Genomic DNA, 26,009 nt, shown 5'->3' on the forward strand with positions numbered 1-26,009 from the left:
TCATGGGTACTCCTCTTCGGCCCGGACGGGCCGGTTCAGCCCGGACGGGCCGGGTAATGGCTGAGCAAGGGGGATCGATGAAGGACAAGGGCGATACCGCCCAGGGCGCCACCGGACTCGCCGAGCGCGGCCGGCCTCAGGTCCACACGGTCCCGTGAGATCGGCATGATGTGTGCGCGCAGCGCCCGTTCGACCGGCTCGAAGAGCGGTGCGCCGGCGTCGGCGAGTTCGCCGCCGAGCACGATCACCCCGGGGCCGACCGCGTTGCACACGGCCGCCAGCACGATGCCGACCTGTGTGCCGGCCGCCTCCAGCGTGCGCAGCGCCACCGGATCGCCGGCCTGAAGCGCTCCGAGGAGCGCGGCCAGGCCGTCCGCGTGTCCGCCCGCGCGCCGGTAGGCGGCGAGTACGGCGGCCACCGAGGCCACCGTCTCCAGGCAGCCGGTGGCGCCGCACGAACATCGTCCGTCGCCCGACTCGACCGCGATATGCCCGAACTCGCCGGACAGTCCGTAGGCCCCGCGGTGCAGGGAGCCGCCCACGACCAGCCCGCCGCCCACACCGTGCGACAGCCGCAGGTAGAGCACGTCCTGGCCGCCCGCCGCGGCACCCCAGGTCGCCTCGGCGAGCGCGGCGAGCCGGGTGTTGTTGTCCACCAGCACGGGGACCTGGAAACGCTTGTGGAGCAGGGCGGGCAGATCGGCGTACGGGCGCGGCCGCGCGGGCCCGAGGTCCGGATCGCCGACCGGGCCGACCACTCCCACCCCGATGGCGTTCAGCGCGCCCAGCCGCAGGGCGCCGTCGGCCAGCGTGCCGACCAGCCGCTCGGCCAGGGCGATCCGTTCTTCCCAGGGCAGTTCGGGGTCGTGGGGCTCACTGGCCGACCCGATCACCTCATGGGCGACGTTGACCGCGGAGACATGCACCGCCCGGCGGGCGAAGTCGATGCCGATGGCCTGGCCCGCGCTGGGGTTGAGCGTCAGGGCCTCCACCGGCCGCCCCCGCTTGCGCGGGGCCGCTTCGGGTGCCGTGGCGACCACGGCGCCACTCTCGATCAGCTCGGTGACGATATCGCTGAGGGTCGTCCGGGAGAGCCCGCTGTGCTGCCCCAGCTCAGCCCGGCTGAGCGGGCCGTGGATGCGCAACAGCTCCAGTACCAAGTCCTCGTGTCCCCGCCGTAGCCGGGACAGGGGGCCCTCCTGATGGGGGTGCATGGCGAACAGGATGCGCAGGAGGGGCTATTTCTGTCAACGCCCCGGAAAAAAGAGCGCTCATGCGTCGCGGACGCAGCGGAAGCCGAGGTTCCCGGTGGAGCTGTCAGGCGTGTTGCAGGTGCGCGCGGCCACCCGGTAGCGGTTGCAGTACGAGTGGTGGCACAGATATGAACCGCCCCGCATCACCTTGGCGGTGCCGGTGGCCGGTCCGCGCGGATCGGTGCGCGGCCGGTCGGTGTGGTCGGTGGACCACCAGTCGGCGCACCATTCCCACACATTCCCCGACACGTTGTACAGACCGAACCCATTGGGCTCGAAGGCGTCCACCGGGGCCGTTCCCCGATAGCCGTCCTCGGCCGTGTTCTTGACGGGGAAACGCCCCTGCCAGATGTTGCAGCGGTGCTCACCGCCGGGGGTCAGCTCGTCCCCCCACGGGTACCGGCGCCGCTCCAGTCCGCCACGGGCGGCGTACTCCCACTCGGCCTCCGTGGGCAGCCGGACACCGGCCCAGCGGCAGTACGCCACCGCGTCGTTCCAGGAGATGTGGACCACCGGGTGGTCGGCCCGCTCGCCGACCTCGCTGCCCGGCCCCTCCGGCGCCCGCCACGAGGCCCCCTCGACCCCGCACCACCACGGCGCCCCCTCGGGGCGCGGGGCGCCCCGGCGCAGAGCGGCGGGCAGGAATCCGGCGAACACGTACGACCAGCCGAACCGTTCGGCCTCGGTGGTATGGCCGGTCTCGCGGACGAAACGGGCGAACCGCTCGTTGGTCACCGCGTGCACATCGATCCGGAACGGAGCGACGGTCACCTCCCGGACCGGCCCCTCGCCATCGGCGGGGAAACCTTCCGCATCCTCGGTGCCCATCAGGAACGTCCCACCCGGCAGCAGCGCCATGTCCGCGTCGTGGCGGCCGGTCCGTGGCGTGGCCCCGGGCGCGGTGACGGCCGCGCCGCCGCCCCGCGACGGCGCGCAGCAGCTGGTGGGGCGGGACTGGGTGCGGTCCATGCGGATTTCTCCCGAATCTGCCGGAGACGTTGGCTCGATGTCCCCTCATGAATAACCCGCGCTTCCGGTCGAACGCGAACCCGCCCGGCCGCCTCGTTCGCGGAGGGGCGGGTGCGGACTAGGGGATTCCTGGTGATCGTTTCCCCATGTCCTCTGCTACAGCTGTTGGCTGACTCTTCATCACGGGCCACCTGCCCGCCACCGGATACGGGATGCGATCATGCTGACCTGAGCATGCCAATCGCGGCAGGCTCATCCCGTGCTTTCCGGTGTGGCGTCACGGCGCCGTCGATCAGGAGGACGCAGTGAAGAAGAGTTCGCGGATCCGCAGGGTGTCCGCCATCCTCGGCAGCGCCATCGCGCTGGTCGTGGCCTTTCCTGGCAGTGCGCTGGCGGACCCGCCCACGGCTCTGCCCGCCAACGCGGATGACGCCGAGCGGGCGTTCCAGCCGGCGTACGACTACGACACGGACGGCTGCTACCCCACGCCCGCCATCGGGCCCGACGGGACGATCGCGGGCGGTCTCAACCCGAGCGGGGCCCTCAACGGCCAGTGCCGCGACTCCTGGGACCTGGACAACACCAACGGATACTCCCGCTCCAAGTGCAACAACGGCTGGTGCGCGATCATCTACGACCTGTACTTCGAGAAGGACCAGGCGGTGGTCGGCAGCGGTCTCGGCGGACACCGCCACGACTGGGAGCACGTCGTGGTGTGGGTGCAGGACAACGAGGCCAAGTACGTCGCCACCTCGGCCCACGGCGACTTCACCGTCTACGGCCGGGACCAGATCCTCTGGGACGGGACCCACCCCAAGATCGTGTATCACAAGGACGGCCTGAGCACCCACTGCTTCCGCCCGGCGACGTCCAACGACGAACCGCCGGAGAACCACTACCACACCTGGCAGTACCCCGCGCTGGTCGGCTGGAACGGCTACCCCGCCGGGCTGCGCGACAAGCTGAGCCAGGCCGACTTCGGCAGCGCCACCTTCGGCCTCAAGGACAGCACCCTCAACTCCCATCTCGCCAAGGCCATGCCGTCCGGAATCCCCTTCGACCCCAACGCCTGAGCGGCGCCACGGCCCCGGCGCCGACCGGACCGGACCGGGCCGGGTCCCCGGGCCGGGTCCCCGGTCCGGTCAGCGCCGGGGAGGTCCGTCCGGCGCCGGCTCGACCTCCAGATGGCGCCGGCGGCGCGGCCCCCGGTATTCCAGCGCCTCCCAGCCCAGCCGCCGCAGCACGGCCGCACAGTTCCGCAACCCCTCCTCCGCCGCGTACGCGGCACCGCTGCCCGGCGGCCCCAGCCACTCGACCCGCACCACCCCGGGCCGCTCGGCCGTGCCGAGACAGTAGCCGGTCGCGACACGGTGCCCCGCCGCGTCGAGGGCGGACGGTGGCACACCGGCGGCCTCCAGGGCGAGGGCCACGGCCCGCACCGGTCGCCGCCGCTCCCACTCGGCGGGCACCCCCTCGGGGTCGGCGGCGTCGGTGTTCATCAGCCGCCGGATCTGGAGCAACCCCTCGAACGCGGTCCGCACCGCCGCCCGGCGCCCCGGGTCGTCACCGGCAGGGCCCGCGGTGGCACCCGTGGCCACCTCGAATTCCGCCATCCCCCGGCCCCCTCGATCCGGCGAAGGTTGCGCTATGAAGGTTTCACTATAAGGACCGGAGACCGCGTGCCGCGGCGGATGGCGTGCCCTACTCGGTGAGCTCCCGCTCGCTGGTCACCGCGATCCGGCGTTTGATCACCGCGGCCGCCGCCAGCGCGCTCGTGGTGAGCGCCGTCGCGATCAGCCACGGCCGGTCCAGCACATGGCAGGTGAGGTGGTCGAGGGAGTAGCGGCCGGGCCCCGAGATCCCGAGCGCCGCCGCCGAACAGCCCAGCAGGGCCGCGTACTCATAACCCCCGGACTGGGCGAAGAACCCGGCCGGCGCGTGCACGGACACCGCACCGGCCATCGTGCCGGCCGCCGCTGCCCCGGCCGCGGGGGTGGCGAAGCCCAGGGCGAGCAGCAGCCCGCCGCCCGCCTCGCCCAGCCCGGCCGCGAGGGCGCTGCTCCGCCCCGGACGGAAGCCCATCGCCTCCATGGCCTCGGCGGTACGGGCCAGACCGTCCCCGCCGCACCAGCCGAAGAGCTTCTGCGTACCGTGCGCGAACAGCACCCCGCCCACGCCGAGGCGCAGGGCGAGCAGTCCGAGATCCTTGCGCAGGGGCATGGGGTCTCGCATAGGGTCTCCTCCGGTCCCGTACGGGAACACCACGGGCGGCCGCCCGACGTCTCCCTCAAGTCTCGGCACGCCTCCCCGGCCCCGCCGTCGCTGCTACGCCGTCGGAGTGCACCGGCCACCGCTTCGCGGGTCACCGCAGCGTGGCCGTGAAGCTCCGGCCGTAGGCGTGGCGGGTGGTGACGGCGATCCGGGTGCCGCCGGGGACCCGGCTCACCCGGACCCCGTCGTCCGCCGCGACGGCCCTCGTCCACCGGCCCCGGACGACGACCGTGACCGCCTCGCGCTCGGTGGTCGGATCGGACACCGCGATCGCCATGGCGCCGTCCGGTGTCTCCCGCAGGATCACCGAGCCGGGTCCGCGCACCGACAGCCGCCCGGCGCGGTGGGTGCCGGGGGTGAAGGCGTTGAGCGCGGTGATCCGCAGGTCCCGGTGGGCCACGGCCTGGAGCCGGGTGGTGTTGGCCAGGACGGCGAGCGGCCGGCCGGCGTAGCCGTCCAGGTGGCGTTCGGTGGCGTTCGGGACGAGGGCGTACGCCATCGAGGTGTGCGGCGCGCCGGCCGGCCGCTCCACCGTGACGGCGAAGAGCTGTTTGGTCACCGGGGTGTCGGGGTTGGCGAGGCGGACGGCGCGGCGGCTGCGGGTGACGGTGTCGAGCGTGACGGTGGGCCGCGGCCCGTCGAGGAAGACATAGCCGACCGAGGCGGCCCGGGTGGCGTTGCCGTACCGCAGCCAGGCGAGCGGGGCCGTGCCGGTGCCGGACCACCGGGCGCCGTCGCGGAGCCGCCCGGTGAGGGTGAGGGTGTCCGAGGGCGCGGCGATCCGGGTGTCGACGGTCGTCGTCACCGCGCGTCCGGCGCCGTCGCCGACGCCCGCGGCCAGCACCACGATCTCGTCGTCGAACAGGAACCACGACTTGGTGGCATCGGCGTCGCGGTACGCCACGAAGTCGTCGGGGAGGTCGCCCGCCCGCTTCGCGGCATACCCCACGTCGTCGGACTGGACGAGCCCGGCCACACCGTAGGCGCCCAGCGAGGCGCCACCGGAGAAGGGGTGGGTGCCGCGAGGGAAGTAGACATAGGTGTTCTGCGCCTGGGAGGAGGAGGTGAAGCCGCGCTCGGGGTTGTCGTACCACAGCGTGCCGTAGAGCTCGGGGACGGTGTGGCGGGTCTCCACGGGGGCGGTGACACCGGCGAGCCGGTGGGGCGGGACGGCGGTGAGGTAGTCGACGCCGAACGCCTGCCTCTGGTCCTGGCCGGAGAGATACAGATGGTGGGCGCCGTCCCCCTGGAACCACGGCATCAGGTTCTCGCCGCTCATGTACTCGTATCTGCTGACCCTGGACGAGCTGCGGGCCAGGGCGAAGGCGTAACCGGGGCGCCGGTGCACGGTTCTGTCCATCGCGTTGAACGCGAGGTGGCGCTCGGCGGGCCCGAGGTCCCGCGCCGGGATCGAGGGGTCGGCGAGGATGTCGGCGTAGGCCGCGACGCTCACCGGGGACACGAACACCGAGGGGTCGAGCGGGGCCGCCGAGGTCTGCCGCAGATGGGCGACATAGCCCTTCAGGGCCGTGGCGTCGGCGCCGGTGGCGTGGGCGGCCAGGCCCACCACGGCCTCGACCACCTCGGCCGCGTCGGCGTACCCCGTGGTCGTCCGGGACACCCCGCGCCCCTTGACGATCTCCATCAGCCAGCCTTCGAAGATCAGCGGTGCGAAACTGTCGGTGACCCAGCCCTGGACGACGCGGACCAGCCGGTCGTCGGTCGTGTAGCCGGTGCCGTCGAGCATCGTGACGGTCTGCACGACGCGGGTGAGCAGCCCCCTGCCGTAGGAGCCGGTGTAGGCCACGGAGGCGTGCTGGATGAAGGAGCCGTCGGCGTAGAAACCGTCGGTGACACCGTGTCTCAGGTCGTACGGGTCGATCGTCGCCAGCACGGTCAGCTGGTCGGCGAGGGCCTTGGCGATCCGGGCGTCGTCGCCGAGGACGGCGCCCTGGAGGATGCGGTTGGTGGTGATGTCGGCCAGGTTGGCGCCGGTGTGGAAACGCGAGTCGAGGTCCACGTCGCCGTCCTCGCCGTTGCGCAGATACCCGTCCATCGAGGCGACGTAGGTGGCGGCGAGGCCGGGCCGGTAGCCGGCGAGTGCGTCGGCGAGCAGCGCCAGGATCTTGCTGACGTGGGAGGAGATGCCGATCTCCCAGGTGAACCAGTTGCCGTAGTAGCCCTTGGACTGATCTCCGTAGTAGCGCTCGTGGAGCCATATCAGACCGTCGATGACGCGCCGCTGGACATCGGTGTCGCCGTGGAGTCCGGAGGGTGTGCCGCCGTCCGGTGCGCGGGTGGCCAGGGCGATCTCGTAGAGGTACTGGAAGGAGGTGGCCAGGTTGGGGTCGCTGGTGCCCAGCGCGACGCCCCGGAAGAGCTCGCCCGGCCCGGCGCCGTCCATCGCGGCGAGCCGGGAGCGGGCGGTCGCGGCGATGGACGCGAGCTTGGCCCGCACCTCGGGACGGGCGTTGGAGTCCGGTGTCCCGGCGAAGAAGGCGACGGTGTTCGCGATCAGCCGGGTGTGAGCCTCACCGGCCGCCGCCCCACTGGCCGTCGTCCCGCCGGCCGCGGCCGGACGGCCCGCCGCCCGTGCGCGCAGGGGCAGGGCCATGGCCGACAGGGTGGCGGCCGGGAGCGTGGAGAGGAGGGCACGGCGCGACAGAGGCACGAAAACGCTCCCACGGTCGACGGGATCCGATGGGGAACCGCCGCTCCATTCAAGCAACCCCGACTTCCGCTGTCACGGGACCGGAAACGCGGTAATGGGCTCGCTTTATGTCGCCAATATGGGCAACAGAATCGTTGACAATCTTGTTGGCCTAGATTTATCTTCGACAGGCACTCACTCAGGGAGGGCACGATGCCGCAGGAAGCCCGTCCAGGCACCGGAGAACAGGCCAAGCAGCACGCTTTGGAGCGGCTGCGGCAAGCGATTTTGCGAGGGGAGATGGCACCGGCCCAGCGGCTGGTGGAGAACGAACTCGCCGAGCAATTCGGCGTGACACGGGCGAGTATTCGTGCGGCACTGATCGAGTTGGCGTCCGAGGGTCTGGTCGAGCGGATCCGCAACCGTGGTTCACGGGTGCGGGTGGTGACGGTCGAGGAGGCGGTGGCCATCACCGAATGCCGGATGGTGCTGGAAGGGCTGTGCGCCGCCAAGGCGGCCGTCGAGGCCAGCGACGAGCAGCTGACCGAGCTGGCCGACCTGGGCACGGCGATGTCCAAGGCGGTGGCCGGCGGCGAACCGATGACCTACTCCGGGCTCAACGTGCAACTGCACACCCGCATCCGGGAGTTGTCCGGTCAGCAGGTGGCGGTGGAGCTGCTGGAGCGGCTCAACGCACAGCTGGTGCGCCATCGCTTCCAGCTCGCGCTGCGGCCGGGGCGCTCCCAGCGGTCCCTGGGTGAACACCTGGCCCTGATCGAAGCGATCAGAGCCAGGGACCCACAGGCGGCCGAAGCGGCCGTCCGTGCCCACCTCTCCAGCGTGATCGAGGCCCTACGCGAATAGCGCTGGGCCGGCGCCCCGGGGGTGGGTCACCGACCTGTCCAGCAAGGAGATATCAGCAATGACGCACGGTAACGCGGACAAGGCGCCCGCTGCCGCACGGCCGAGCGGTGTGATCGTCACCGACCCGCCCCGCGCCGCGGCCGAGGAGGTGGCCGCCCTGGGCGGGTACGACGTGGCCACGGTGCACGAGGCACTGGGCCGCACCGGAAGCCTCGGCCCCGGACTGCGGCCCATCCAGCAGGGCGTGCGCATCGCGGGCACCGCGGTCACGGCGCTGTGCTGGCCCGGCGACAACCTGATGATCCATGCTGCGGTCGAGCAGTGTGCCGAGGGCGACATCCTCGTCGTCACCACCACCTCGCCGTCCACGGACGGCATGTTCGGCGAACTCTTCGCCACCGCGCTCCAGCACCGCGGGGTCCGCGGCCTGATCATCGACGCCGGGGTGCGCGACACCGCCGAACTGCGGGAGATGGGCTTCCCCGTGTGGTCGGCGGCCGTCTGCGCGCAGGGCACCGTCAAGGCCACGGCCGGGTCCGTCAATGTGCCCGTGGTGGTGGGCGGGCAGTGCATACGCCCCGGCGATGTGATCATCGCCGACGACGACGGTGTGATGTGCGTGCCGCGCGAGTCGGCCGCCACGGCCGTCGAGGCGGCCGAGGCGCGCACCGTGAAGGAGAAGGCGAGCCGGGCCGCCTTCGCCGAGGGCCAGCTGGGTCTGGACCGCTACGGGCTGCGGGAGAAGCTCGCCGGGCTCGGCGTGCGGTACCAGACCTACACCGAGTACACCCGCGGCGGGGCCGGCTCATGAGTGCGCCGGAGGGCGTGCGCTGCATGCTGATGCGCGGCGGCACCTCCAAGGGCGCCTATTTCCTCGGGCAGGACCTGCCGTCCGACCCCGGTGCCCGCGACGAGCTGCTGCTGCGGATCATGGGCACCCCCGATCCGCGGCAGATCGACGGCCTCGGCGGGGCACACCCCCTCACCAGCAAGGTGGCCGTCGTCTCCGCGTCCCAGGACCCGGACGCCGATGTGGACTATCTGTTCCTCCAACTCGGTGTGGACAAGGCCGAGGTCTCCGACCGGCAGAACTGCGGCAACCTCCTGGCCGGAGTCGGCCCCTTCGCCGTCGAACGGGGCCTGGTCGCCGCCCAGGACGGGCGGACCCCGGTGCGGATCAGGATGGTCAACAGCGGTGACCTCGCCACCGCGACCGTCGCCACCCCGGACCGGCGCGTCGACTACACCGGCTCGGCCGAGATCTCGGGTGTACCGGGCTCCGCCGCCCCGATCGTGATCGCCTTCGCGCAGGGCAGCGGTCCGCTGCTGCCCACCGGCCGGGCCCGTGACCTCATCGACGGCACCCCGGTGACCTGTGTGGACAACGGGATGCCGACCGTGCTGATCGCCGCGTCCGACCTGGACGTCACCGGCTATGAGGACCCCGAGGAACTGGAGGCGGACACGGCGCTCGGCGCCCGGCTCCAGCGCATCCGGCAGGAGGCCGGCCGGCTGATGGGGCTGGGCGACGTCCGGGCCACGACCGTGCCCAAGCTCAGCCTGCTGGCCCCGCCCCAGCACGGTGGCGCCGTGATGACCCGCACCTTCATCCCGGTCCGCTGCCACACCTCCATCGGCGTCCTGGGAGCCGCCAGCGTCGCCGCCGGACTGTGTGTCGAGGGGAGCGTCGGCCAGGGCGTGGCCCGGCTCCCGGAGACGGGGGAGCGGCTGCGCATCGAACACCCCACCGGCTTCCTGGACATCGACACGGCCGTGGACAACCACCCGGCCGCGGACGACGGCACGGCCGTGGACGGCGCCGCCCCCGTGGCACGGGGCACGGCCGTCGTGCGCACCGCGCGCAAGATCTTCGACGGCACGGTCTTCCCGCGCCCCGCCTGATCAGCGCCCAGCACCCGCACCACCTCCGGTACCGCCCCGGGTCAGCCAGGTGCATGTCACGTACATGTCACACCTCTCATGCATGTCACACCTGTCACACCCCATGTCCACCCGCCACTCAAGGAGCCGCTGATGACCCCGCCGCTCGGGGACATCGCCCACCTGGGCCATGTCGAACTGCTCACCCCCGACCTCGATGGCAGCCTGTGGTTCTTCACCACGATCCTCGGCCTGACCGAGAACGGCCGCTCGGGCGACTCGGTCCACCTGCGCACCTGGGACGACTACGAGCACCACAGCCTGACCCTCACCGCACACGCGACCTCGGGCATTCGCCGCACCGCCCTGCGCGCGTCCAGCGAGGAGGCCCTCCACCGCCGGGTGAAGGAGGCCGAGGCCGCCGGCCGTACCGGGCGCTGGGCCGAGGACGAACCCGGTATCGGCCCGCTCTACGTCACCAGTGACCCCGATGGCCACGAGGTCGCCCTGTACTGGGAGAGCGAGTGGTACCAGGCGCCGTCCGAGCTCAAGCCGGGACTGAAGAACCAGCCCCAGGCCAAGCCCGGCCACGGCGTGGGGGTGCGCCGCCTGGACCACGTCAACTTCCTCGCCTCCGACGTCGGTTCCAACGCCGCGTTCATCCGCGAGGTGCTCGGCGCCCGTCCCACCGAGCAGATCGTCCTCGACGACGGGCGGGTCGCCGCCCAGTGGCTGACGTTCACCAACAAGTCCTACGACATCGTCTACACCGAGGACTGGTCGGGCTCGCAGGGCCGGCTGCACCACATCGCGTTCGCCACCGACACCCGCGAGGACATCCTGCGCGCCGCCGATCTGTGCCTGGACAACGGCGTGCACATCGAGACCGGCCCCCATAAGCACGCCATCCAGCAGACGTTCTTCCTCTACGTCTACGAACCGGGCGGCAACCGCATCGAGCTGTGCAACCCGCTCACCCGCCTGGTCCTGGCCCCCGACTGGCCGCTGATCACCTGGACCCAGGCCGAGCGTGCCAAGGGCCAGGCGTGGGGCCTGAAGACCATCGAGTCCTTCCACACCCACGGCACCCCGCCGCTCGACTGACCGCCCCCGGGGCCGCTCGGGCCCCAGGACCCGCATCCCAGGTCCCGGGGCCCGCCCCGCAGGGCCCGTCCCCAGGGCCCGCCTTCCCGAAGCCCCTCCCCAGGGCCTCGCCAGATCCCCAGGGCCGCCATGGACCTTCCATGGGCCCGTCCTTCAGGACCGCACCCCCAGGACACGCCTCCAGGACACGCCTCCAGGACACGCCTCCAGGACGAGAGGAACGTCATGTCCTACCCACCCACATCCGCCGCCGGTTCGCGCGGCACGGCACTCGCGGTCCTCGTGGTCGCGCTGTGCTGGACGGTCGTCCTCTTCGACGGCCTCGACCTGTTCATCTACGGCGCCGTGCTGCCCGACATGCTCGACGACCCCGGCCTCGGACTGACCCCCGGCCGGGCCGGGGACCTCGGCAGCTGGGCCACCTTCGGCATGCTGCTGGGCGCCCTGTCCGCGGGCACCGTCACCGACTGGATCGGGCGCAAGAAGGTGATCATCGGCTGCACCACGGTGTTCTCCCTCGCCTCCGCCGTCTGCGCCATGGCCCCCAACCTGGGCGTCTTCGGCGTGGCCCGGTTCATCGCCGGGGTCGGCCTGGGCGGCCTGCTGCCCACCACCATCACCCTGGTCGCCGAATACGCCCCCCGCGGCCGCGGCAACCTCATGATCGGTCTGCTGATGACCGCCCATCAGGCGGGCGGCATCCTGGCGGCGTTGCTGGGCCTGTGGATGGTGGAGCCGCTCGGCTGGCGCTCCGTCTTCTGGGTCGGGCTGGCGCCGCTGATCGTCGCCGTGCCGCTGGTGGCGCTCCACCTCCCCGAATCCCTCGGCTTCCTCATGGCCCGCGGCCGCACCGACGAGGCCCGCCGGCTCGCCGAGCGGTACCAGGTCGAACTGCCGGCCACCGCACCGGAGCCGGCCGCCCGGCCCGACCGCCGGCGCGCCCTGGCCATGCTGTTCAGCGACGGCCAGTGGAAGAAGACCATCCTGTTCTGGTGCGCCTCCTTCGGCGGACTGCTGCTCGTCTACGGCGTCAGCACCTGGCTGCCGACCATGATGCGCGGTCAGGGCTATGAACTCGGCTCGGCCCTGGCCTTCCTCATCGTCATCAACGTCGGTGGCATCGTGGGCATGCTGGTGGCCGGACGCATCGCCGACCGCTTCGGCGCCGCCCGGGTCGCGGCCGTCTGGTTCGGCTGCACCGCCATCGGCATCTATCTGCTGGGCATCCACATGCCGCTGGCGCTCACCTACGTCGTGGTCTTCCTGACCGGTCTGTGGCTCTTCAGCGCGCAGACCATGGTCTACGCGACCGTCGCGGGACGCTCCACCACCGAGAACCGCGCCACCGCCGTCGGCTGGACCTCCGGGATGGGCCGCTTCGGAGCCGTCTTCGGCCCCTGGCTCGGCGGCCGGCTGGTCGCGAACGGGGCGGAGGACTGGGGCTTCACCGTGTTCGCCGCCACCGCCCTGCTCGCCACCGTGCTGATCGGCCTCACCGGGCTCCGTTCGGTGCGGCAGACCCCGCGAAGCGACTCCGCGGAGCCGCTGTCCACCACCGGCTGACCGGGACCGGGCGCGGTGATATGTGGGGGTGTATCAGGGTTCTTGTTACGCCCCCATGTCAGCCGCCCGCCTGGTGCGTCGAGCGGGAATATCCCGGTGCGGGCGGACGGCTGTCCACCGCCGTGACAGCTTCGACAAACCGTCAGTGGTGGGCATTCGCCGGCGTCGGCCTGATCAGCTTCCTGGGCTGTATCGACCTGACCATCGTCAACACCGCCGCCCCGCGGATCCAGGCCGACCTCGGCGCCTCGGTGACCGATCTACAGCTGATCGTCAACATGTTCATCGTCGCGCTGTCGATGTTCATGGTCACCATGGGGCGGCTCGCCGACATCTACGGCCGGCGCCGTGTGCTCTACGCCGGGACCGTGGTCTTCGGACTGGCCTCGCTGATGGCGGGGCTGGCCCCGAGCACCGGCTGGCTGATCGCGGCCCGCTTCCTCCAGGGCGCCGCCGGGGCCGTGTTGTACACCTCCACCGGCGCCATCGTGCAGCACGCGTTCCCGGAGTCCCAGCGCGGCCGCGCCATCGGCGCCCTCTACGGTGTCAACGGCTTCGGGCTGGCCATCGGCCCCCTGCTCGGTGGTGTCATCGTCTCCGCGCTGGACTGGCACTGGGTGTTCTGGCTGAACGTCCCGCTGGTCGTCGTCGCGCTGGGCATCTGCGCGTTCAGCGTCCAGGAGTCCCGTACCGAGGAGCCCGGCCCCGGTGTGGACTGGCCGGGACTCATCGCCATCAGCCTCGCCATCCCGGCCGTGGTCCTCGCCTTCACCCTCGGCGCCGACTGGGGGTGGGCAAGCGCCCGCACACTGGGCCTGCTGGCGTTCGCGGCGGTGGCCCTGGTGGTCCTGTACCTGGTGGAGCGCCGGGCCGCCGACCCCATCGTCGGCTTCCGGCTCTTCCGGCACCGCGCGTTCCTCGGCGCGATCGTCTCCGACTTCGCCCTGGCGTGCTTCTACACCACCGTGCTGTTCCTGCTGCCGCTGTACCTGAGCGAGGTCCGCGGCCACGGCGGTTACGCCACCGGAGCGCTGCTGCTGCCGTGCACCGCCGTCATGGCGGCGCTCTCCCCGTTCGTCGGCCGCCTGACCGACCGGTACGGGCCGAGGCGCCTGCTCATCGTGGGCTTCACCGCCTTCACCCTCTCCGCCGTGCTCCTCGCCCAGCTCTCCCTCTCCACCTCTCTGGTGTTCATCGGCCTGGCGCTGGTGGCCATGGGGATCGGCTGGGCGTTCATCCTCGGACCGGCCACCGTCTCCGCCCTGTCCGCCGTGCCGGAGCGGCAGGCCGGCCAGGCGGTCGGGGCGTCCTGGACGTTCCACAACCTCGGTGGTGCCATCGGCCTGGCGGCGGGCATCGTCCTGTACCGCCGGCAGGCGGAGGCCGGACTGACCGAGTCGCTGGCCGACCATGGCGTGGCGGCCGGCGGCTGGACCCATGAGGTGGCCGCCGTCCCCGAGGACGCCACCACGCTGCTCCGGCAGCACACCTCGTTGAGCGACGGCGAGATCACCCGGCTGTTCGGCGAGATGTTCGCCCATGGCGCGCAGGCGGCGATGTGGCTGGTGGCGGGTGTCTCGCTGGCCGCGCTCGTGGTCCTGGGCCTGCTCGGGCCGCGCCGTCCGGCCACGGCCGCCGCCGAGTGCGAGGCGGCCGCCGACCGGCAGACGGTGTGATGGGGCGCGCCCGGGGCCCGGTGGCCCCGCGGCGCCGCACAGCGGGATCACAGCGACTCCCCATGTTCCGGCAAGGTTGGTCGGCTAGCCTCCGGGCATGCCCATGACGCGCTCCATGGATGAGGCACTGGCGGGGGCCGCCGTGCGTGCCCTGATCGCCCAGGCGGAGCTGACGCCCAAACCGGGGCTCGCCGACGCCCGTGATCTTCAGGCGCGCGCCACCGGTGCGGATCTGCTCGCGCTGCGCTGGTCGGCCAAGGCGCTGGCGCCCGGGTTCGCGGCCATGGCCGCCGCCGCGCGCCGCCCCGGTGAGCCGACCCGCGCGCTGCGCGAGGAACTGGGGGCCATCGGCCGCTGCGCCGAGTGGACGATGGCACGGGCCGGTGGCGACGCGGCCACCGGGCCCCTCCACCACGGCGCGCTGTGGGTGATGGGGCTGCTGGTGGCGGCCGCCGCGCTGCGCCCCGGCGCCGGGCCCGGTGAGCTGACCGCCACCGCCAAGCGGATCGCGGACCACACCGACCGCGGCGCACCGCGCCGGCCCTCACCGGGCTCGCACGTCTCCGCCACCTATGGGGCGCCGGGCGCGCGCGGAGAGGCGCGGGCCTCCTTCCCCCATGTGCGCCGCGCCCTGGACGCCCTGTCCCGGGCGCGTGCCGCGGGGGCCAGCGAGACCCAGGCGCGGCTGGACGCGCTGCTCACCGTGATGAGCACCCTCCAGGACACCGGGCCGCTGTACCGGGCGGGCCCGCCCGCCCTCCGGCGGGTGAAGGAGGGTGCGCAGGCCGTGCTCGACGCGGGTGGCACCGCGACCCCCGAGGGAGCCGCCGCCCTGGCCGCGCTGGACGCGGAGCTGCGCGAACGGGGCATCGCGCCGCGCGGAAGCGCCGCGCTGCTCGCGGGGGCCCTGTTCCTGGACGGCCTCCCGGCACTGGCGGTCACGGCCTCGTCCGGGACGGTGGCTCCGTCCGGGCGGTGATCAGCCCTACGCCCGCGCGGTCAGTCCGTGGCGGTGGAGGAAGGCGTCGACGAGCCGGTCGGTGAACTCCGCGCCGATGGACTCCTCGGTCACCAGGACGCGGTAGTAGACGGGGCCCATGAGCTGGTCGGTCTCGGCCGCCAGATCCAGATCGGCCGGCAACTCGCCGCGCTCCACGGCGCGTTCCAGCGGCAGGCGGTCGCGGCGGCGCTGGTCGTCGAGGCACCGGGAGCGGAACTCCCGCGCGAACACCGGATCGTGCTGGGCCTGGGCGATCAGGGCCTTGTAGACGGCGCCGGGTTCGGAGGCGGTGAGGAAGGAGGCGACATCGCGCAGATGGGCGCGCAGATCGCGGGCGAGGTCACCGGAGTCGTGCACGGTGAGGTCCTCTGCCACGTCCTGGAGGAAGGCGTCCAGCAGGACGTCGGTCTTGGTGCTCCACCAGCGGTAGATGGTCTGCTTGGCGACACCCGCCCGGGTGGCGATGCCCTCCATGGTCAGGCCCGCGAAGCCCTTCTCGACGAGCAGGTCATCGGCGGCTTCCAGCACCGCCAGCCGGGCCAGTTCGCTGCGTCCGTGCCGGTTGCCGTGGTGGCGTGGTGCCGGCCGGCCGGTGCCGCTCGTCTCAGCGGTCTGTGTCACACGTGCCATCTCGCCTCCCCGGATCAGGATAACCACCCCCACCGCCGATGGAGCACGGCCGGCCCGCCGGCCGGATCGCCGGTCGGCGGGCCCGGGGCGCCGAGAGGGGATGCGGTGCCTAATCCCGCTCCCCTTCGGCCTGTGAGGGAGTCGTCCTCTGTACGTCGGGGTGGCCGGCGTCCAGCTCGTCGTCGCGTTCGCCCTCGGCCTGCGAGGGGGTCGTCCACGGCACGTCCGGGTGGCCGGTTTCCCGTTTGCGTTCGGCGTGGGAGGGGGCTGGCTCGGTCATATGGTGCCTCCGCTCCGGTTGCGGACGCTGCCGAGTTTACGCCCGTATGTCCACGTCGGCGCGGTGTGGCCGCCGCCACGCCACCGCCCTCGGCGGCCGAGGGCTTCCGCCGCCGGAGCGCACCGGCCACCACCGGGCAGGCCGGCCGGTCGGTCGTGCGGCGGTTCATCCGCGATTTATCGGCACGTAATGTCTAGACCAGTGTCATGTTCGCTGCCATGATGGCTCCGCACTTCCGGCTCCACCAGCACGACACACCCCCCATTCCCCCCGCTGACGCGGCCGTCCGGCCGCGCGAGAGGTGACGTATGTCCAGACGCGTCCCCACCCGCTTCGGAACCCTGCCCGTCTGGGTGTCCGCCCTGCTGCTGGCCCTGGGCATGACCGCCCTGGCCCCCGAGGCCTCCGCCCGGTCGGCCGTGCCGAACACCATCCCCCTGAAGTTCACCAACAACTCCGGACGCGGCGACCAGATCTACATCTACACGCTCGGCACCCTGCTCTCGACCGGGCAGCAGGGCTGGGTCGACGCCGCCGGGACCTTCCACGCCTGGCCCGCCGGCGGCAACCCGCCCACCCCGGCCCCCGACGCGTCGATCGCCGGACCGGCCAGCGGCCAGTCCCTGACGATCCGCATCCCGAAGATCTCCGGCCGGGTCTACTTCTCCTACGGCCAGAAGCTCGACTTCCGGCTCACCACCGGCGGCCTGGTGCAGCCCGCCGTGCAGAACCCCTCGGACCCCAACCACAACATCCTGTTCAACTGGAGCGAGTTCACCCTCGACGACTCCGGCCTGTACATCAACAGCACCCAGGTCGACATGTTCTCCGCGCCGTACGCGGTGGGGGTGCAGGGCGCCGACGGCACCGTGAAGAGCGCCGGCCACCTCAAGCCCGGCGGCTACCGCGGCGTCCTCAACGCGCTGCGCGCCCAGCCGGGCGGCTGGGCGGGCCTCATCCAGACCCGCTCCGACGGCACCGTCCTGCGGGCCCTGGCACCCGGACACGGCATCGAGGCGGGCGCCCTGTCCGGCACGGTGATGGACGACTACATCAACCGGGTGTGGCAGAAGTACACCAGTTCCACCCTGACCGTCACGCCCTTCGCCGACCAGCCGAACACCAAGTACTACGGACGGGTCTCCGGCGACGTCATGAACTTCACCAACGGCTCCGGAGCCGTGGTCACCAGCTTCCAGAAGCCGGACTCCGACTCCGTCTTCGGCTGCTACAAGCGCCTCGACGCCCCCAACGACCAGGTGCGCGGCCCGATTTCGCGGACCCTGTGCGCGGGCTTCAACCGCTCGACCCTGCTCACCAACCCCAACCAGCCCGACACCAGTGACGCCGGGTTCTACACCGACGCCGTGACCAACCACTACGCCCGCGCGATCCACGCCCAGATGGCCGACGGCAAGGCGTACGCCTTCGCCTTCGACGACGTCGGCCAGCACGAGTCGCTCGTCCACGACGGCAATCCGCAGCAGGCGTCCATCACCCTGGAAACCTTCGACTAGGCCGGGACGAGGCAGGCATGAGACGCGAGAGACCGCTGTGCGCCCGCCTGGCCGCCCTCGTCACGGGAGCACTCGCCCTGCTGGCCCCGCAGCTCCTCCCGGCCCCGGCCGAGGCGGCACCGTCGGCCACCGTGTGCAACGCGTACTGCGACGGCCGGGACCCGGCGCTCGCCCCGCGAAGCCGCACCCCCCTCACGGCCACCCTCTTCTCCCGCTCCATCGCCCTGCACTTCGACGACGCCGACGCGATGGGCTGGGCCTCCATCGAAGACGGCAGCCCCGGCGACGAGGTGTGGCTGGATCGCTCGTTCGACGGCGGTCGCACCTGGTCCTCGGGCAGCCGCCTGGGGAACACCGCCATCCCCGCCGGGGCGCGGGGATGGCGCACCCTGATGTACAACGTGGACGACTGGGGCGCCCATGGCGTGGGCGCGCTGCGGGCGTGCGGCAAGGCCGGTGACCGCGCCGACATCGCCTGCACCCCCTGGGCCCGTACGACCTGGAACGCGGGCGACCGCCGCACGGCCGCCGCCACCGCGCAGATGGCGTTCTACGACTACCGGACCGGGCTGTTCGCCACCACCGGCTGGTGGAACTCGGCCAACGCCCTCACGGCCGTCATCGACAACATCCGCGTCACCGGCATGCGGAGCTACGCATACGCGATCGCCCGCACCTACGACCTCAACCTCGGCGCGCAGGGCGGGCAGTTCCGCAACGACTACATCGACGACACCGGCTGGTGGGGCCTGGCCTGGGTGGCCGCCTACGACCTCACCGGGGACTCCCGCTACCTCGCCACCGCCCGCGCCGACGCCGACCACATGGCCTCCTACTGGGACGGCACCTGCGGCGGCGGCGTGTGGTGGAGCACCGCGAAGACCTACAAGAACGCCATCGCCAACTCCCTCTACCTCCAGCTGAACGCCGCCCTGCACAACCGGATCCCCGGCGACACCACCTACCTCCAGCGGGCGAAGGCGGAGTGGACCTGGTTCCAGGGCACCGGCATGGTGAACTCCTCGAACCTGGTCAACGACGGCATCGACCTGGGCACCTGCACGAACAACGGCAGCGCCGTCTGGTCCTACAACCAGGGCGTTCTGCTCGGCGGCCTCACCGAGCTGCACCAGGCCACCGGTGACGCCTCCGTACTCGCCACGGCCCGCCGCATCGGCACAGCCGCCACCACGTCGTCCCAGCTCAACACGGCCGACGGCATCCTGAGGGATCCATGCGAGACCGGCGACTGCGGCGCGGACGGCCCCTCGTTCAAGGGCGCCCATGTGCGGGGGCTGGCCAAGCTGAACGCGGCCTTGTCCGACCACCCCTACACGGCCTATCTCGGGCGGCAGGCGGACCGCGCCCACGCCGCCGACCGCAACGCCCTGGACCAGTACGGACTGCGCTGGTCAGGGCCGCTGGACTCGACCGACGCGGCACGGCAGCACAGCGCGCTCGACCTGATGAACGCGGCCTCCTAGCCGGGACCGCGCCCGCCGTGCCCGCCGCGCCCGCCGTGCCCGCGGCCGGACGCGGCGGGCGCGGCAGCGGACAGCCGGACACTCGGGGACGTATCGTTGCGGGTGGACGGCGAGCGGAGCGTTTCATGACCACACCGCGGGATCTGCTGATCGTCACCTTGGACGTGGCACCCATCCGCCCCCTGGAGCGAGGCGATCTGTCGCTCGCGCTCGCGGGGGCCGAGCTGATCGACCTCCTCGGCGCCGAGGCCCTCGGACTGGAGGAGGACCGCATCGTGCCGCGCCTCAGCCCGGCCACCGGGGACCGCATGCTGGACGAGGCCGCGTCCTCGCTTCAGCGGCAGCCGCCGTACGAGCCGGTCGGCGATTGGCTGTGGCGCAGAGGCCGCGATCTGACCCCGGCCTACCTGGACGCCCTGGAGGCCGCCGGGCAGGTCACCCGGCGCCGCCACGGCTGGCTGCCGGTCCGCCCCGGTCAGGCCGTGCCGGTCGACTCACCCGCCCGTCGGCACGCCACGGACCGCTGGTCCTCGGACGAGCCCGTCCTCGCCTCCCTCGCGGCGGCCATCGGGGTCCGTGAGGAGCCCACGGGAGACGTCGCGGACGGCGTGGCCGACGAGGCGGTCGTGACCGTGCTCGCCACCGTCAACGACGCGGTGATGGAGCTGGAGGCCGTCCGGCAGCGGCGCGCCATCGAGCAGGCGGCCTACGACAACGTCTGGCGCGGCGAATGAGCGTCTCGCGGCGCTGAGGTCGCGCGCGGCGCATGAGCGGTTCGCGGCGCTGACGTCCCGCGCGCACCCGGGCCCCGGGCCCGCCGGCGGCCGTGATCCGCGAAGCCGGGCCCCGGGCGGAGCGTGCCGCCGTATCGTGTCGGGTGATCAACCACGTCCCAGTCGGCACCACCACCCGAACGGAGACGCACATGGACCCGTACGCCGAAGCCGTCGGTCACAGATCCCCCCACCACGACGCCGACCCCCTCCCGGCCCCCTTCCCCCAGGCCCTCATCGACGCCTTCCGCGCGCGGCCGGAGCTGCCCGCCTTCGAACACCGGTCGGGCACCGTCTCCCGGGGCGCGGTGCTGGAGCTGATCGGCCGGTGCGCGGACGGGCTGCGGGCGGCGGGGCTCGGGCCGGGACGGTCGGTCGCGGTGGCCACCGATGTGACGCCGGAGGGTTTCGCGGTGCTCCTGGCGGCCTACGCGGTGGGCTGCCGGGTGACGGGGCTGCGGCCCGGGATGCCCCCGGCGCATCTGGAGTACGTCCTCTCCGACGGCATCGACGCCCTGGTGGCCGACGAGACCGGTGCGGCCCTCGAGCTGCCGGCCGCCACGGGCGACGTGACCGTGTTACGGCTGGGCGAGGACCTGCTGGACGCCCACCCGAAGGCCGTGGGGGAGCTGACCGCCCAGGGCCGTCCCGACGACATCGCCCTGGTGACACTCACCAGCGGCAGCACCGGACGCCCCAAGGGCTGCGCCCAGACCTACCGTTCGCTCTCCCTCAACTGGGCGTGGCAGCCCGCGCGCTGGACCGAACGGACCGCGCGGCTCGCGGCGGGCTATCGGCGGTTCCTGCTCTTCGGCACCCTGAGCAGCGCGGTGATCTTCGAACACCTGGGGGTCTGTCTGCTGGGCGGTGGCACCGCCGTCATCCCCGAGCCGCCCCTGGCCTTCCCGCAGGTCTTCGAGCGCCACCGGATCACCGGGTGTCTGATGACCGTCGCCCGGCTGCACCACGTACTGGACGTCCTGCGCACCGATCCCGTCGACGTCAGCAGCCTCCAGGTGCTGCTGGTGGCCGGGTCCCCGCTCGCCCCGCACCGGTTCGCGGAGGCGGCCCGGCGGCTGGGCCCGGTGGTCCACCAGGGGTACGGGCAGACGGAGACCGGCATGCTCACCCTGCTCACCCCGGACGACCTGGCCCAGTGGCCGGGCCGGCTGTACGACTCGGTGGGCCGGGCGTGGTCCGGGGTGGAGATCAGCGTCCGCGACCCCGAGGAGCGGCCGGTGCCCGCCGGGACCACCGGCGAGATATGGGTCCGCACCGACTCCGCGATGGCGGGCTACTGGCAGGATGAGGAGCGCACCCGGGAGGTCCTGCGGGGCGGGTGGGTGCGCACCCGCGATGTCGGCCACCTGGACGGCCACGGCTTTCTGCGGCTCACCGGACGCGCCCGGGACGTGGTCATCATCAACGCCATCGTGCACTACGCCGGGGCGATCGAACGGGCGCTGGCGGCCCATCCCGATGTCGACCAGGCGTATGTGGTGGCCGCGCCCGATGAGCGCACCGGTGAGGCCGCGCATGCCTTCGTCGTCCCGGCCGAGGGCCGGGAACCGGACCTCGACGCCGTACGCGCCCTGGTGGCACGGGAGTTGGGGGAGGCGAGCGTCCCCGCCACCGTCACCGTCGTGGCCGAGGTGCCCCTGGCGGCGAGCGGCAAACCGGACAAGCGGGCGCTGCTGTCGCGGGTGTCCGGGCCGCTGGAGGCGTCGTGACGGTGTCGGTCTGCTCGTTGCTCCTCAGCACGCCACAGGTGATTCCCGCGGGCGGGTACCACGTGGTGCGCTTTCCCTTCGGCTCCGCCGAGTCCTACGACACGCACGGTATGCACCAGGTGGCCCAGCCCGACGGCCATACGGTCGGGGACTGGCGCACCGATGACCGCGCGGGGCTGATCTGGCCCTCGGCGGACGGCTGGGGAGCGCTGACGGCCATGATCCAGTGGGAGGCCGGAAGCTACACCGAGCTGCGGGACCGGTTCGTACGGGACCCGCTGGGGCTGTCGACGGGCGCGGACAGCACGGCCACGGACCACCGGCCGCCGAGCCCGGGGATGCAGTGTTTCACCAAGCACCACGAGATCTTCGTGCATCCGGGGACCCCGCTGGCGCTGATGGTCTCCCACAACGCCGGTGCCTCGGCCAGGCTGGTCTTCGCCGAGTTCAAACTGGCCATCCACCCGGTCTGACCGGCCGGACGTCCCGGCACGCCCAGGGCGTGCCGGGACGCCGCTCAGCTCCCGGCCGGCACCGCCGCCGCGGTGCCGCTCGGTTCCCCGGCCGGCCGGGACCTGGCGTCCCGGCGGTCCAGCCAGTTGAGCACCGGGACCGTCATCACCGTGGTCACCAGGGCCACCAGGACCAGCGCGGCGAACAGCTCGTCGCCGACGATCCCGGCCGACAGCCCGATGTTGAGCGCGATGAGCTGCATCAGCCCGCGCGCGTTCATCAGGGCACCGACCCTGACCGCCACCGGACCGGACTCCCCGCACAGCTTGGCGGCCGCCCAGCAGCCGCCGAACTTGCCCACCGACGCGAGGACGACGCAGGCCGCGCCGAAGGCCATCACGGCCGGGTCCGCGAACACGTCGAAGCGGGTGTTGAGACCGGAGTAGGTGAAGAACATCGGCACGAAGATCACCTGGGTCGGACCCTGGATGGTCCGCACCACCCGCTCGGCCGCCTCGTGGCGGGGCATGGCCAGCCCGACGCAGAACGCCCCGAAGACGGCGTACAGCTGGATGGTGTCGGTGAACCAGGCGCCGCAGAACAGCACCGCGACCGTGAACAGCAGCCGGGTCTCGTCGCTCAGCCCCGGCCTGGTCACGATCCACACCAGCAGCCGCCGCCCCACCAGGAACAGGACGGCCACGAAGACCAGCGAACCGCCCAGCGCCTTGACGATCGGCCCGGTCCTCTCCGAGGCCACGCTCAGCACCCCGGCGAGGAGGAGCCAGGCGGCCGCGTCATCGGTGGCCCCCGAGGCGAGGGACAGCGAGCCGTGCCGGGTGCCGGACAGCCCCTGCTCGGTGATGATGCGCGCCAGCATCGGGAACGCGGTGATGGCGAGCGCGACCCCGACGAAGGCCGCGGTCACCCAGACCGAGACGCCGTCGACGAAGATGCCGACGTGGCCGTGGGACGCGAAGGTCAGCCCCACGCCCAGCAGCAGCGGGACCGCCACCCCGGCGGAGGAGACCGCCACCGCGGTTCCGGCCAGCCCCCGGCTCGCATGGGCCCGGAACGCGTATCCCGCGTGGAACATCAGGGCCACCAGGCCGATCTGTCCGGCCACGTACAGCACCGGCGTGAGCTCCGGCGGGAAGACCGCGTCCGACGCGTCCGGCGCCAGCAGCCCGAAGAGGGACGGGCCGAGCACCACTCCGGCGATCATCTCCCCGACCACCGGCGGCTGGCCGAACCGGCCCGCCACCAGCACCACCAGACGGCAGGTCAGCAGGATCACCACGGCGGCGATGAAGAAGGCGGGGGCGAGCTCTGTGGGAGTCATCGTCGCGCCCTCCTCATCGGTCGGCGACGGCCGGTGCGGCGGAGCCGCCGGACGCCGTGGCGAAGTAGTTCCGGCACAGCCCCTGGCGCCGGGCGTCCCACACCATGTAGCCGCCGAGCACCAGCTGGGTCAGGCTGCGCGGAATCGCCGCCCACCGGTCGCCCAGCCGCATCCCCGCGAGCTTTACGGCCCGCCTGGCCGGCCCCCACACCGGCGGGGTCCGCCGGGTGGTGTGCGGAATCAGCAGACAGGGACCGCGGCTGGGCAGCGACCGGGTGTGCTCGGCCGAGGACGCCAGCCGGAACCGCCGCAGCACCTCCTCGGCCGCGGCCCGCATGGTCAGCACGGCGAAGCCACGGGCCGGACACGGCCGGTTGGCGGTCACGCCGAACGGGATGAAGGAGGACGGCCTGGTGTCCGCCGACAGCCAGCGGTCCGGATCGAAGCGCTCCTGGGCGCCGGCCCCCGACCGCTGATACTCGGGGTAGTTGAACAGCAGCACCGAGCCCGCCGGTATCGGCGGTCTCCCGGCCCGGGGGATCTCCCCGGTGGTGATGCGGTGGGCCACGCCGAAGAGCGGGAAGTGCTGGAGCGTCTCGTTGATGACGTGGTCCAGGTAGTCGGCGTCCTCCTCGCCGGACAGCAGACGCTCCTGGACCGGCCGGTGCGTGGCGAGGGCCAGCAGCAGATGGGCCATCGCCTCCGAGGACTGCACCACGGCGGTGTTGAAGAACGTGCCCTGGAGGTAGTACGCCCGCTCCCGCTCGGTGAGCAGCGACGGCAGCGGCACCGGCGGTGGCGCGCTCGCCAGCCGGTTCCGCAGATACCCGGTGAGCCGGTCGCGCCGGTCCATATGGCGCAGGCTGGTGCACTTCAGGGCGCTGACCACGTCCTCGGCGTTGCCGACGATCAGATCCCGGACGTGGCGTGGGCACGGTTCGCGGAAGACCACCTCGTAGTAGACCTCGGCCCACACCGGCATCATCAGATCGCGCAGCCGCACCCGGTGCTCCCGGGCGCCGGACCGGCCGGCCCCCTCGTCGAGCTCGTCGAGCACCCGCCGGGTGCGGCGCCGGACCAGCTCGGTCCACTCCTCCCGGGAGAGCCCGGCGAGGATCCGCCGGGTCGTCCTGGCCACCTCCTCGTACCGCGGGCCCGGCTCCAGGTGCTCCTGGTGGACTTCGGGGCCGGGGGAGAGCCAGTACCAGAAGAGGTCGGACAGGGCGGCGCCACGGCTGCGGCCGTTCGCGGCCGGATGCCCGTAGACCCGCTTGAACTCCTCGGCGGGCACCTCGCGGCCGGGCGCCGGGATGCCCTCCTCGCCGTTGACCCGGGCGAACAGGCGCACCCGCAGGGCGACCACCAGCCGGGGCAGCCAGTACGGGAGGCTGGCCGTCAGCCCCACCGCCGCCGCACCGGCGACCGGCCGGCCGACGCCGCTCATGAGACCACCCCGCCGGGCCGGGCGGTGTCCGCGCCGGGGAGGGGCAGCGGCGGCGGCCCCCAGGCCGGGGCGCGCACCAGATCCGGGGTGAGGTCCTGGACGCCGCAGGCGCCGCACAGCGCCAGGGCCTGGTCGACCTCCTCGCGCAGCAGCTCCAGCAGCCGCCGCACCCCCTTCTCCCCGCCCTCGGCCAGGGCCCACATCACCGGGCGGCCGATGCCCACGGCGGACGCCCCGAGCGCCAGCGCCTTGACCACATCGGTGCCCCGCCGCACACCGCCGTCCAGCACGACCGGGACGCGTCCGGCGACCGCCGCGCGGATCTCTGGCAGCAGCTCGACCGTGGCGGGCACGGTGTCCAGCTGACGGCCCCCGTGGTTGGACAGCAACAGCCCGTCGGCACCGTGGCGCACCGCCAGCCGGGCGTCCTCGGGGTGCAGGACGCCCTTGAGCAGGATCGGCAGCGAGGTGATCCCGCGCAGCCAGTCGAGGTGCGCCCAGGAGATCTCCGGCGACATGGCGATCGAGCGCACCCGGCCGCCCTCGTGCGGATCGACCATGTGCGCACAGCGCAGCCCGTCCGGCAGGTCCAGGAAGCCGTTGCGCAGATCGCGTTCGTGCGCGCCGCGCACCGGGGAGTCCACGGTGACCACCAGGGCGGTGCACCCGGCGTCGGTGGCCCGCCGCACCAGGGCCTCGGTGAACTCCAGGTCGGGCTGGAGGTAGAGCTGGAACCACAGGGGCGCCGGGGCGCCGTCCGCGCCGGCGCCACGGGCGGCCTCGGCGATGTCCTCCACCGCCACCGTGGACGCCATGGACACGATCATGATCGCTCCGGCGGCCGCGGCCGCGCGGGCGGTGGCCAACTCCCCTTCCTCGTCGCAGAGTTTGTGGAAGGCGGTCGGTGAGAGCAGGACCGGGGTCCGCGCCCGGCTGCCGGCCACGGTGACCTCCTGCGTCCGTACCGCGCTGCCGCGCAGCACCCTGGGCAGCAGCCGCAGCCGCCGGAACGCCTCTTCATTGGCCCGTACGGTGATCTCGTCCCCCGCTCCGCCGGCGATGAAGTCGGCGTGAACGGGGTCGAGTCTGGTCCGGGCGGCGGTTTCGAAGTCCTGGACGGTCATC

23 protein-coding genes are annotated in these 26,009 nt (G+C 72.6%); 13 read left to right on the forward strand and 10 right to left on the reverse strand.

Annotated elements, in window-relative coordinates:
- Window positions 1–35: 35 nt before the first annotated feature.
- Both PS467_RS36340 and PS467_RS36345 read right to left on the reverse strand, forming a co-directional pair.
- Window positions 36–1,226, reverse strand: a complete 1,191-nt coding sequence (locus PS467_RS36340) for an ROK family protein (protein ID WP_432280780.1) — start codon at window positions 1,224–1,226, stop codon at window positions 36–38.
- A 45-nt stretch (window positions 1,227–1,271) separates the two neighbouring features.
- Entirely contained in the window at window positions 1,272–2,222 is a 951-nt protein-coding gene (locus PS467_RS36345) for a formylglycine-generating enzyme family protein (RefSeq protein ID WP_432280682.1), read from the reverse strand.
- A gap of 305 nt (window positions 2,223–2,527) precedes the next feature.
- Here PS467_RS36345 and PS467_RS36350 point away from each other — a divergent pair, with 305 nt between their 5' ends.
- Window positions 2,528–3,295 carry an NPP1 family protein gene (locus PS467_RS36350; RefSeq protein WP_311038801.1) on the forward strand — a complete coding sequence of 256 codons (768 nt, stop codon included), beginning with the start codon at window positions 2,528–2,530 and terminating at the stop codon, window positions 3,293–3,295.
- A gap of 69 nt (window positions 3,296–3,364) precedes the next feature.
- Here the strand turns inward: PS467_RS36350 and PS467_RS36355 are convergent, their stop codons facing one another.
- The 3 genes from PS467_RS36355 to PS467_RS36365 all read right to left on the reverse strand — a co-directional run bounded on the left by PS467_RS36355 (window position 3,365) and on the right by PS467_RS36365 (window position 7,164).
- Window positions 3,365–3,835 (reverse strand): C15 family peptidase, encoded by a 471-nt coding sequence (locus tag PS467_RS36355; protein WP_311038802.1) that lies wholly within the window; start codon window positions 3,833–3,835, stop codon window positions 3,365–3,367.
- Between the two features lie 88 nt (window positions 3,836–3,923).
- Entirely contained in the window at window positions 3,924–4,454 is a 531-nt protein-coding gene (locus tag PS467_RS36360; RefSeq protein WP_311038803.1) for a DoxX family protein, read from the reverse strand.
- Window positions 4,455–4,584: 130 nt separating this feature from the next.
- Entirely contained in the window at window positions 4,585–7,164 is a 2,580-nt protein-coding gene (locus PS467_RS36365) for a polysaccharide lyase family 8 super-sandwich domain-containing protein (RefSeq protein ID WP_311038804.1), read from the reverse strand.
- Between the two features lie 192 nt (window positions 7,165–7,356).
- Between PS467_RS36365 and PS467_RS36370 the strand changes: the two genes are divergently transcribed.
- The 7 genes from PS467_RS36370 (at window position 7,357) to PS467_RS36400 (ending at window position 15,210) form a co-directional block, all read left to right on the forward strand.
- Window positions 7,357–8,007 (forward strand): GntR family transcriptional regulator, encoded by a 651-nt coding sequence (locus tag PS467_RS36370; RefSeq protein ID WP_268975905.1) that lies wholly within the window; start codon window positions 7,357–7,359, stop codon window positions 8,005–8,007.
- Between the two features lie 58 nt (window positions 8,008–8,065).
- Window positions 8,066–8,818, forward strand: a complete 753-nt coding sequence (locus PS467_RS36375) for a 4-carboxy-4-hydroxy-2-oxoadipate aldolase/oxaloacetate decarboxylase (protein ID WP_311038805.1) — start codon at window positions 8,066–8,068, stop codon at window positions 8,816–8,818.
- A complete protein-coding gene (locus tag PS467_RS36380; RefSeq protein WP_311038806.1) occupies window positions 8,815–9,909 on the forward strand; it encodes a 4-oxalomesaconate tautomerase in 1,095 nt (364 codons plus the stop codon). The genes PS467_RS36375 and PS467_RS36380 overlap by 4 nt, the downstream gene beginning before the upstream one ends.
- Before the next feature lie 132 nt (window positions 9,910–10,041).
- Complete coding sequence (locus PS467_RS36385) at window positions 10,042–10,992, forward strand: catechol 2,3-dioxygenase (RefSeq protein WP_311038807.1); 951 nt, start codon at window positions 10,042–10,044, stop codon at window positions 10,990–10,992.
- A gap of 225 nt (window positions 10,993–11,217) precedes the next feature.
- Window positions 11,218–12,555 carry an MFS transporter gene (locus tag PS467_RS36390; RefSeq protein WP_268975909.1) on the forward strand — a complete coding sequence of 446 codons (1,338 nt, stop codon included), beginning with the start codon at window positions 11,218–11,220 and terminating at the stop codon, window positions 12,553–12,555.
- A gap of 122 nt (window positions 12,556–12,677) precedes the next feature.
- A complete protein-coding gene (locus PS467_RS36395) occupies window positions 12,678–14,231 on the forward strand; it encodes an MFS transporter (RefSeq protein ID WP_311038808.1) in 1,554 nt (517 codons plus the stop codon).
- 103 nt (window positions 14,232–14,334) lie between these two features.
- Window positions 14,335–15,210, forward strand: a complete 876-nt coding sequence (locus tag PS467_RS36400) for a triphosphoribosyl-dephospho-CoA synthase (RefSeq protein ID WP_311040069.1) — start codon at window positions 14,335–14,337, stop codon at window positions 15,208–15,210.
- 6 nt (window positions 15,211–15,216) lie between these two features.
- Here PS467_RS36400 and PS467_RS36405 read toward each other — a convergent pair whose 3' ends face one another.
- Together PS467_RS36405 and PS467_RS36410 are read right to left on the reverse strand one after the other, a co-directional pair.
- Window positions 15,217–15,861 (reverse strand): TetR/AcrR family transcriptional regulator, encoded by a 645-nt coding sequence (locus tag PS467_RS36405; RefSeq protein WP_311038809.1) that lies wholly within the window; start codon window positions 15,859–15,861, stop codon window positions 15,217–15,219.
- 109 nt (window positions 15,862–15,970) lie between these two features.
- The gene (locus PS467_RS36410) at window positions 15,971–16,141 is read right to left on the reverse strand and encodes a hypothetical protein (protein WP_268977302.1); all 171 of its coding nucleotides are present in this window, start codon (window positions 16,139–16,141) and stop codon (window positions 15,971–15,973) included.
- Between the two features lie 308 nt (window positions 16,142–16,449).
- Here PS467_RS36410 and PS467_RS36415 point away from each other — a divergent pair, with 308 nt between their 5' ends.
- The 5 genes from PS467_RS36415 to PS467_RS36435 all read left to right on the forward strand — a co-directional run bounded on the left by PS467_RS36415 (window position 16,450) and on the right by PS467_RS36435 (window position 22,118).
- Entirely contained in the window at window positions 16,450–17,658 is a 1,209-nt protein-coding gene (locus tag PS467_RS36415; RefSeq protein ID WP_311038810.1) for a glycoside hydrolase family 64 protein, read from the forward strand.
- A 17-nt stretch (window positions 17,659–17,675) separates the two neighbouring features.
- Window positions 17,676–19,142, forward strand: coding sequence for a glycoside hydrolase family 76 protein (locus PS467_RS36420; RefSeq protein ID WP_311038811.1), 1,467 nt, complete (start codon window positions 17,676–17,678; stop codon window positions 19,140–19,142).
- Between the two features lie 125 nt (window positions 19,143–19,267).
- Complete coding sequence (locus PS467_RS36425) at window positions 19,268–19,876, forward strand: GOLPH3/VPS74 family protein (protein ID WP_311038812.1); 609 nt, start codon at window positions 19,268–19,270, stop codon at window positions 19,874–19,876.
- Between the two features lie 191 nt (window positions 19,877–20,067).
- Window positions 20,068–21,645 (forward strand): class I adenylate-forming enzyme family protein, encoded by a 1,578-nt coding sequence (locus tag PS467_RS36430; protein WP_311038813.1) that lies wholly within the window; start codon window positions 20,068–20,070, stop codon window positions 21,643–21,645.
- Window positions 21,642–22,118: a hypothetical protein gene (locus PS467_RS36435; RefSeq protein ID WP_268975916.1), complete on the forward strand. Its 477-nt coding sequence runs from the start codon at window positions 21,642–21,644 to the stop codon at window positions 22,116–22,118. Before PS467_RS36430 ends, PS467_RS36435 begins: the two co-directional genes overlap by 4 nt.
- Before the next feature lie 44 nt (window positions 22,119–22,162).
- On the opposite strand, the gene PS467_RS36440 is transcribed toward PS467_RS36435, so the two are convergent.
- From PS467_RS36440 to PS467_RS36450, 3 genes are read right to left on the reverse strand one after another with little or no spacing between them, the layout of a single operon-like run.
- A complete protein-coding gene (locus PS467_RS36440) occupies window positions 22,163–23,440 on the reverse strand; it encodes a cation:proton antiporter (protein ID WP_311038814.1) in 1,278 nt (425 codons plus the stop codon).
- A 13-nt stretch (window positions 23,441–23,453) separates the two neighbouring features.
- The gene (locus tag PS467_RS36445; protein WP_311038815.1) at window positions 23,454–24,884 is read right to left on the reverse strand and encodes a cytochrome P450; all 1,431 of its coding nucleotides are present in this window, start codon (window positions 24,882–24,884) and stop codon (window positions 23,454–23,456) included.
- Complete coding sequence (locus PS467_RS36450) at window positions 24,881–26,008, reverse strand: alpha-hydroxy acid oxidase (RefSeq protein WP_311040070.1); 1,128 nt, start codon at window positions 26,006–26,008, stop codon at window positions 24,881–24,883. The genes PS467_RS36445 and PS467_RS36450 overlap by 4 nt, the downstream gene beginning before the upstream one ends.
- Window position 26,009: the final 1 nt, after the last annotated feature.

This window comes from Streptomyces luomodiensis (genome assembly GCF_031679605.1).
Taxonomy (GTDB): domain Bacteria; phylum Actinomycetota; class Actinomycetes; order Streptomycetales; family Streptomycetaceae; genus Streptomyces; species Streptomyces luomodiensis.

Coding starts and splice junctions, on each gene's coding strand:
- PS467_RS36345 (WP_432280682.1), bottom strand. CDS start 2,222: ATGGACCGCACCCAGTCCCGCCCCACCAGCTGCTGCGCGCCGTCGCGG.
- PS467_RS36355 (WP_311038802.1), bottom strand. CDS start 3,835: ATGGCGGAATTCGAGGTGGCCACGGGTGCCACCGCGGGCCCTGCCGGT.
- PS467_RS36360 (WP_311038803.1), bottom strand. CDS start 4,454: ATGCGAGACCCCATGCCCCTGCGCAAGGATCTCGGACTGCTCGCCCTG.
- PS467_RS36370 (WP_268975905.1), top strand. CDS start 7,357: ATGCCGCAGGAAGCCCGTCCAGGCACCGGAGAACAGGCCAAGCAGCAC.
- PS467_RS36375 (WP_311038805.1), top strand. CDS start 8,066: ATGACGCACGGTAACGCGGACAAGGCGCCCGCTGCCGCACGGCCGAGC.
- PS467_RS36380 (WP_311038806.1), top strand. CDS start 8,815: ATGAGTGCGCCGGAGGGCGTGCGCTGCATGCTGATGCGCGGCGGCACC.
- PS467_RS36385 (WP_311038807.1), top strand. CDS start 10,042: ATGACCCCGCCGCTCGGGGACATCGCCCACCTGGGCCATGTCGAACTG.
- PS467_RS36390 (WP_268975909.1), top strand. CDS start 11,218: ATGTCCTACCCACCCACATCCGCCGCCGGTTCGCGCGGCACGGCACTC.
- PS467_RS36400 (WP_311040069.1), top strand. CDS start 14,335: ATGACGCGCTCCATGGATGAGGCACTGGCGGGGGCCGCCGTGCGTGCC.
- PS467_RS36405 (WP_311038809.1), bottom strand. CDS start 15,861: ATGGCACGTGTGACACAGACCGCTGAGACGAGCGGCACCGGCCGGCCG.
- PS467_RS36410 (WP_268977302.1), bottom strand. CDS start 16,141: ATGACCGAGCCAGCCCCCTCCCACGCCGAACGCAAACGGGAAACCGGC.
- PS467_RS36415 (WP_311038810.1), top strand. CDS start 16,450: ATGTCCAGACGCGTCCCCACCCGCTTCGGAACCCTGCCCGTCTGGGTG.
- PS467_RS36420 (WP_311038811.1), top strand. CDS start 17,676: ATGAGACGCGAGAGACCGCTGTGCGCCCGCCTGGCCGCCCTCGTCACG.
- PS467_RS36425 (WP_311038812.1), top strand. CDS start 19,268: ATGACCACACCGCGGGATCTGCTGATCGTCACCTTGGACGTGGCACCC.
- PS467_RS36430 (WP_311038813.1), top strand. CDS start 20,068: ATGGACCCGTACGCCGAAGCCGTCGGTCACAGATCCCCCCACCACGAC.
- PS467_RS36440 (WP_311038814.1), bottom strand. CDS start 23,440: ATGACTCCCACAGAGCTCGCCCCCGCCTTCTTCATCGCCGCCGTGGTG.
- PS467_RS36445 (WP_311038815.1), bottom strand. CDS start 24,884: ATGAGCGGCGTCGGCCGGCCGGTCGCCGGTGCGGCGGCGGTGGGGCTG.
- PS467_RS36450 (WP_311040070.1), bottom strand. CDS start 26,008: ATGACCGTCCAGGACTTCGAAACCGCCGCCCGGACCAGACTCGACCCC.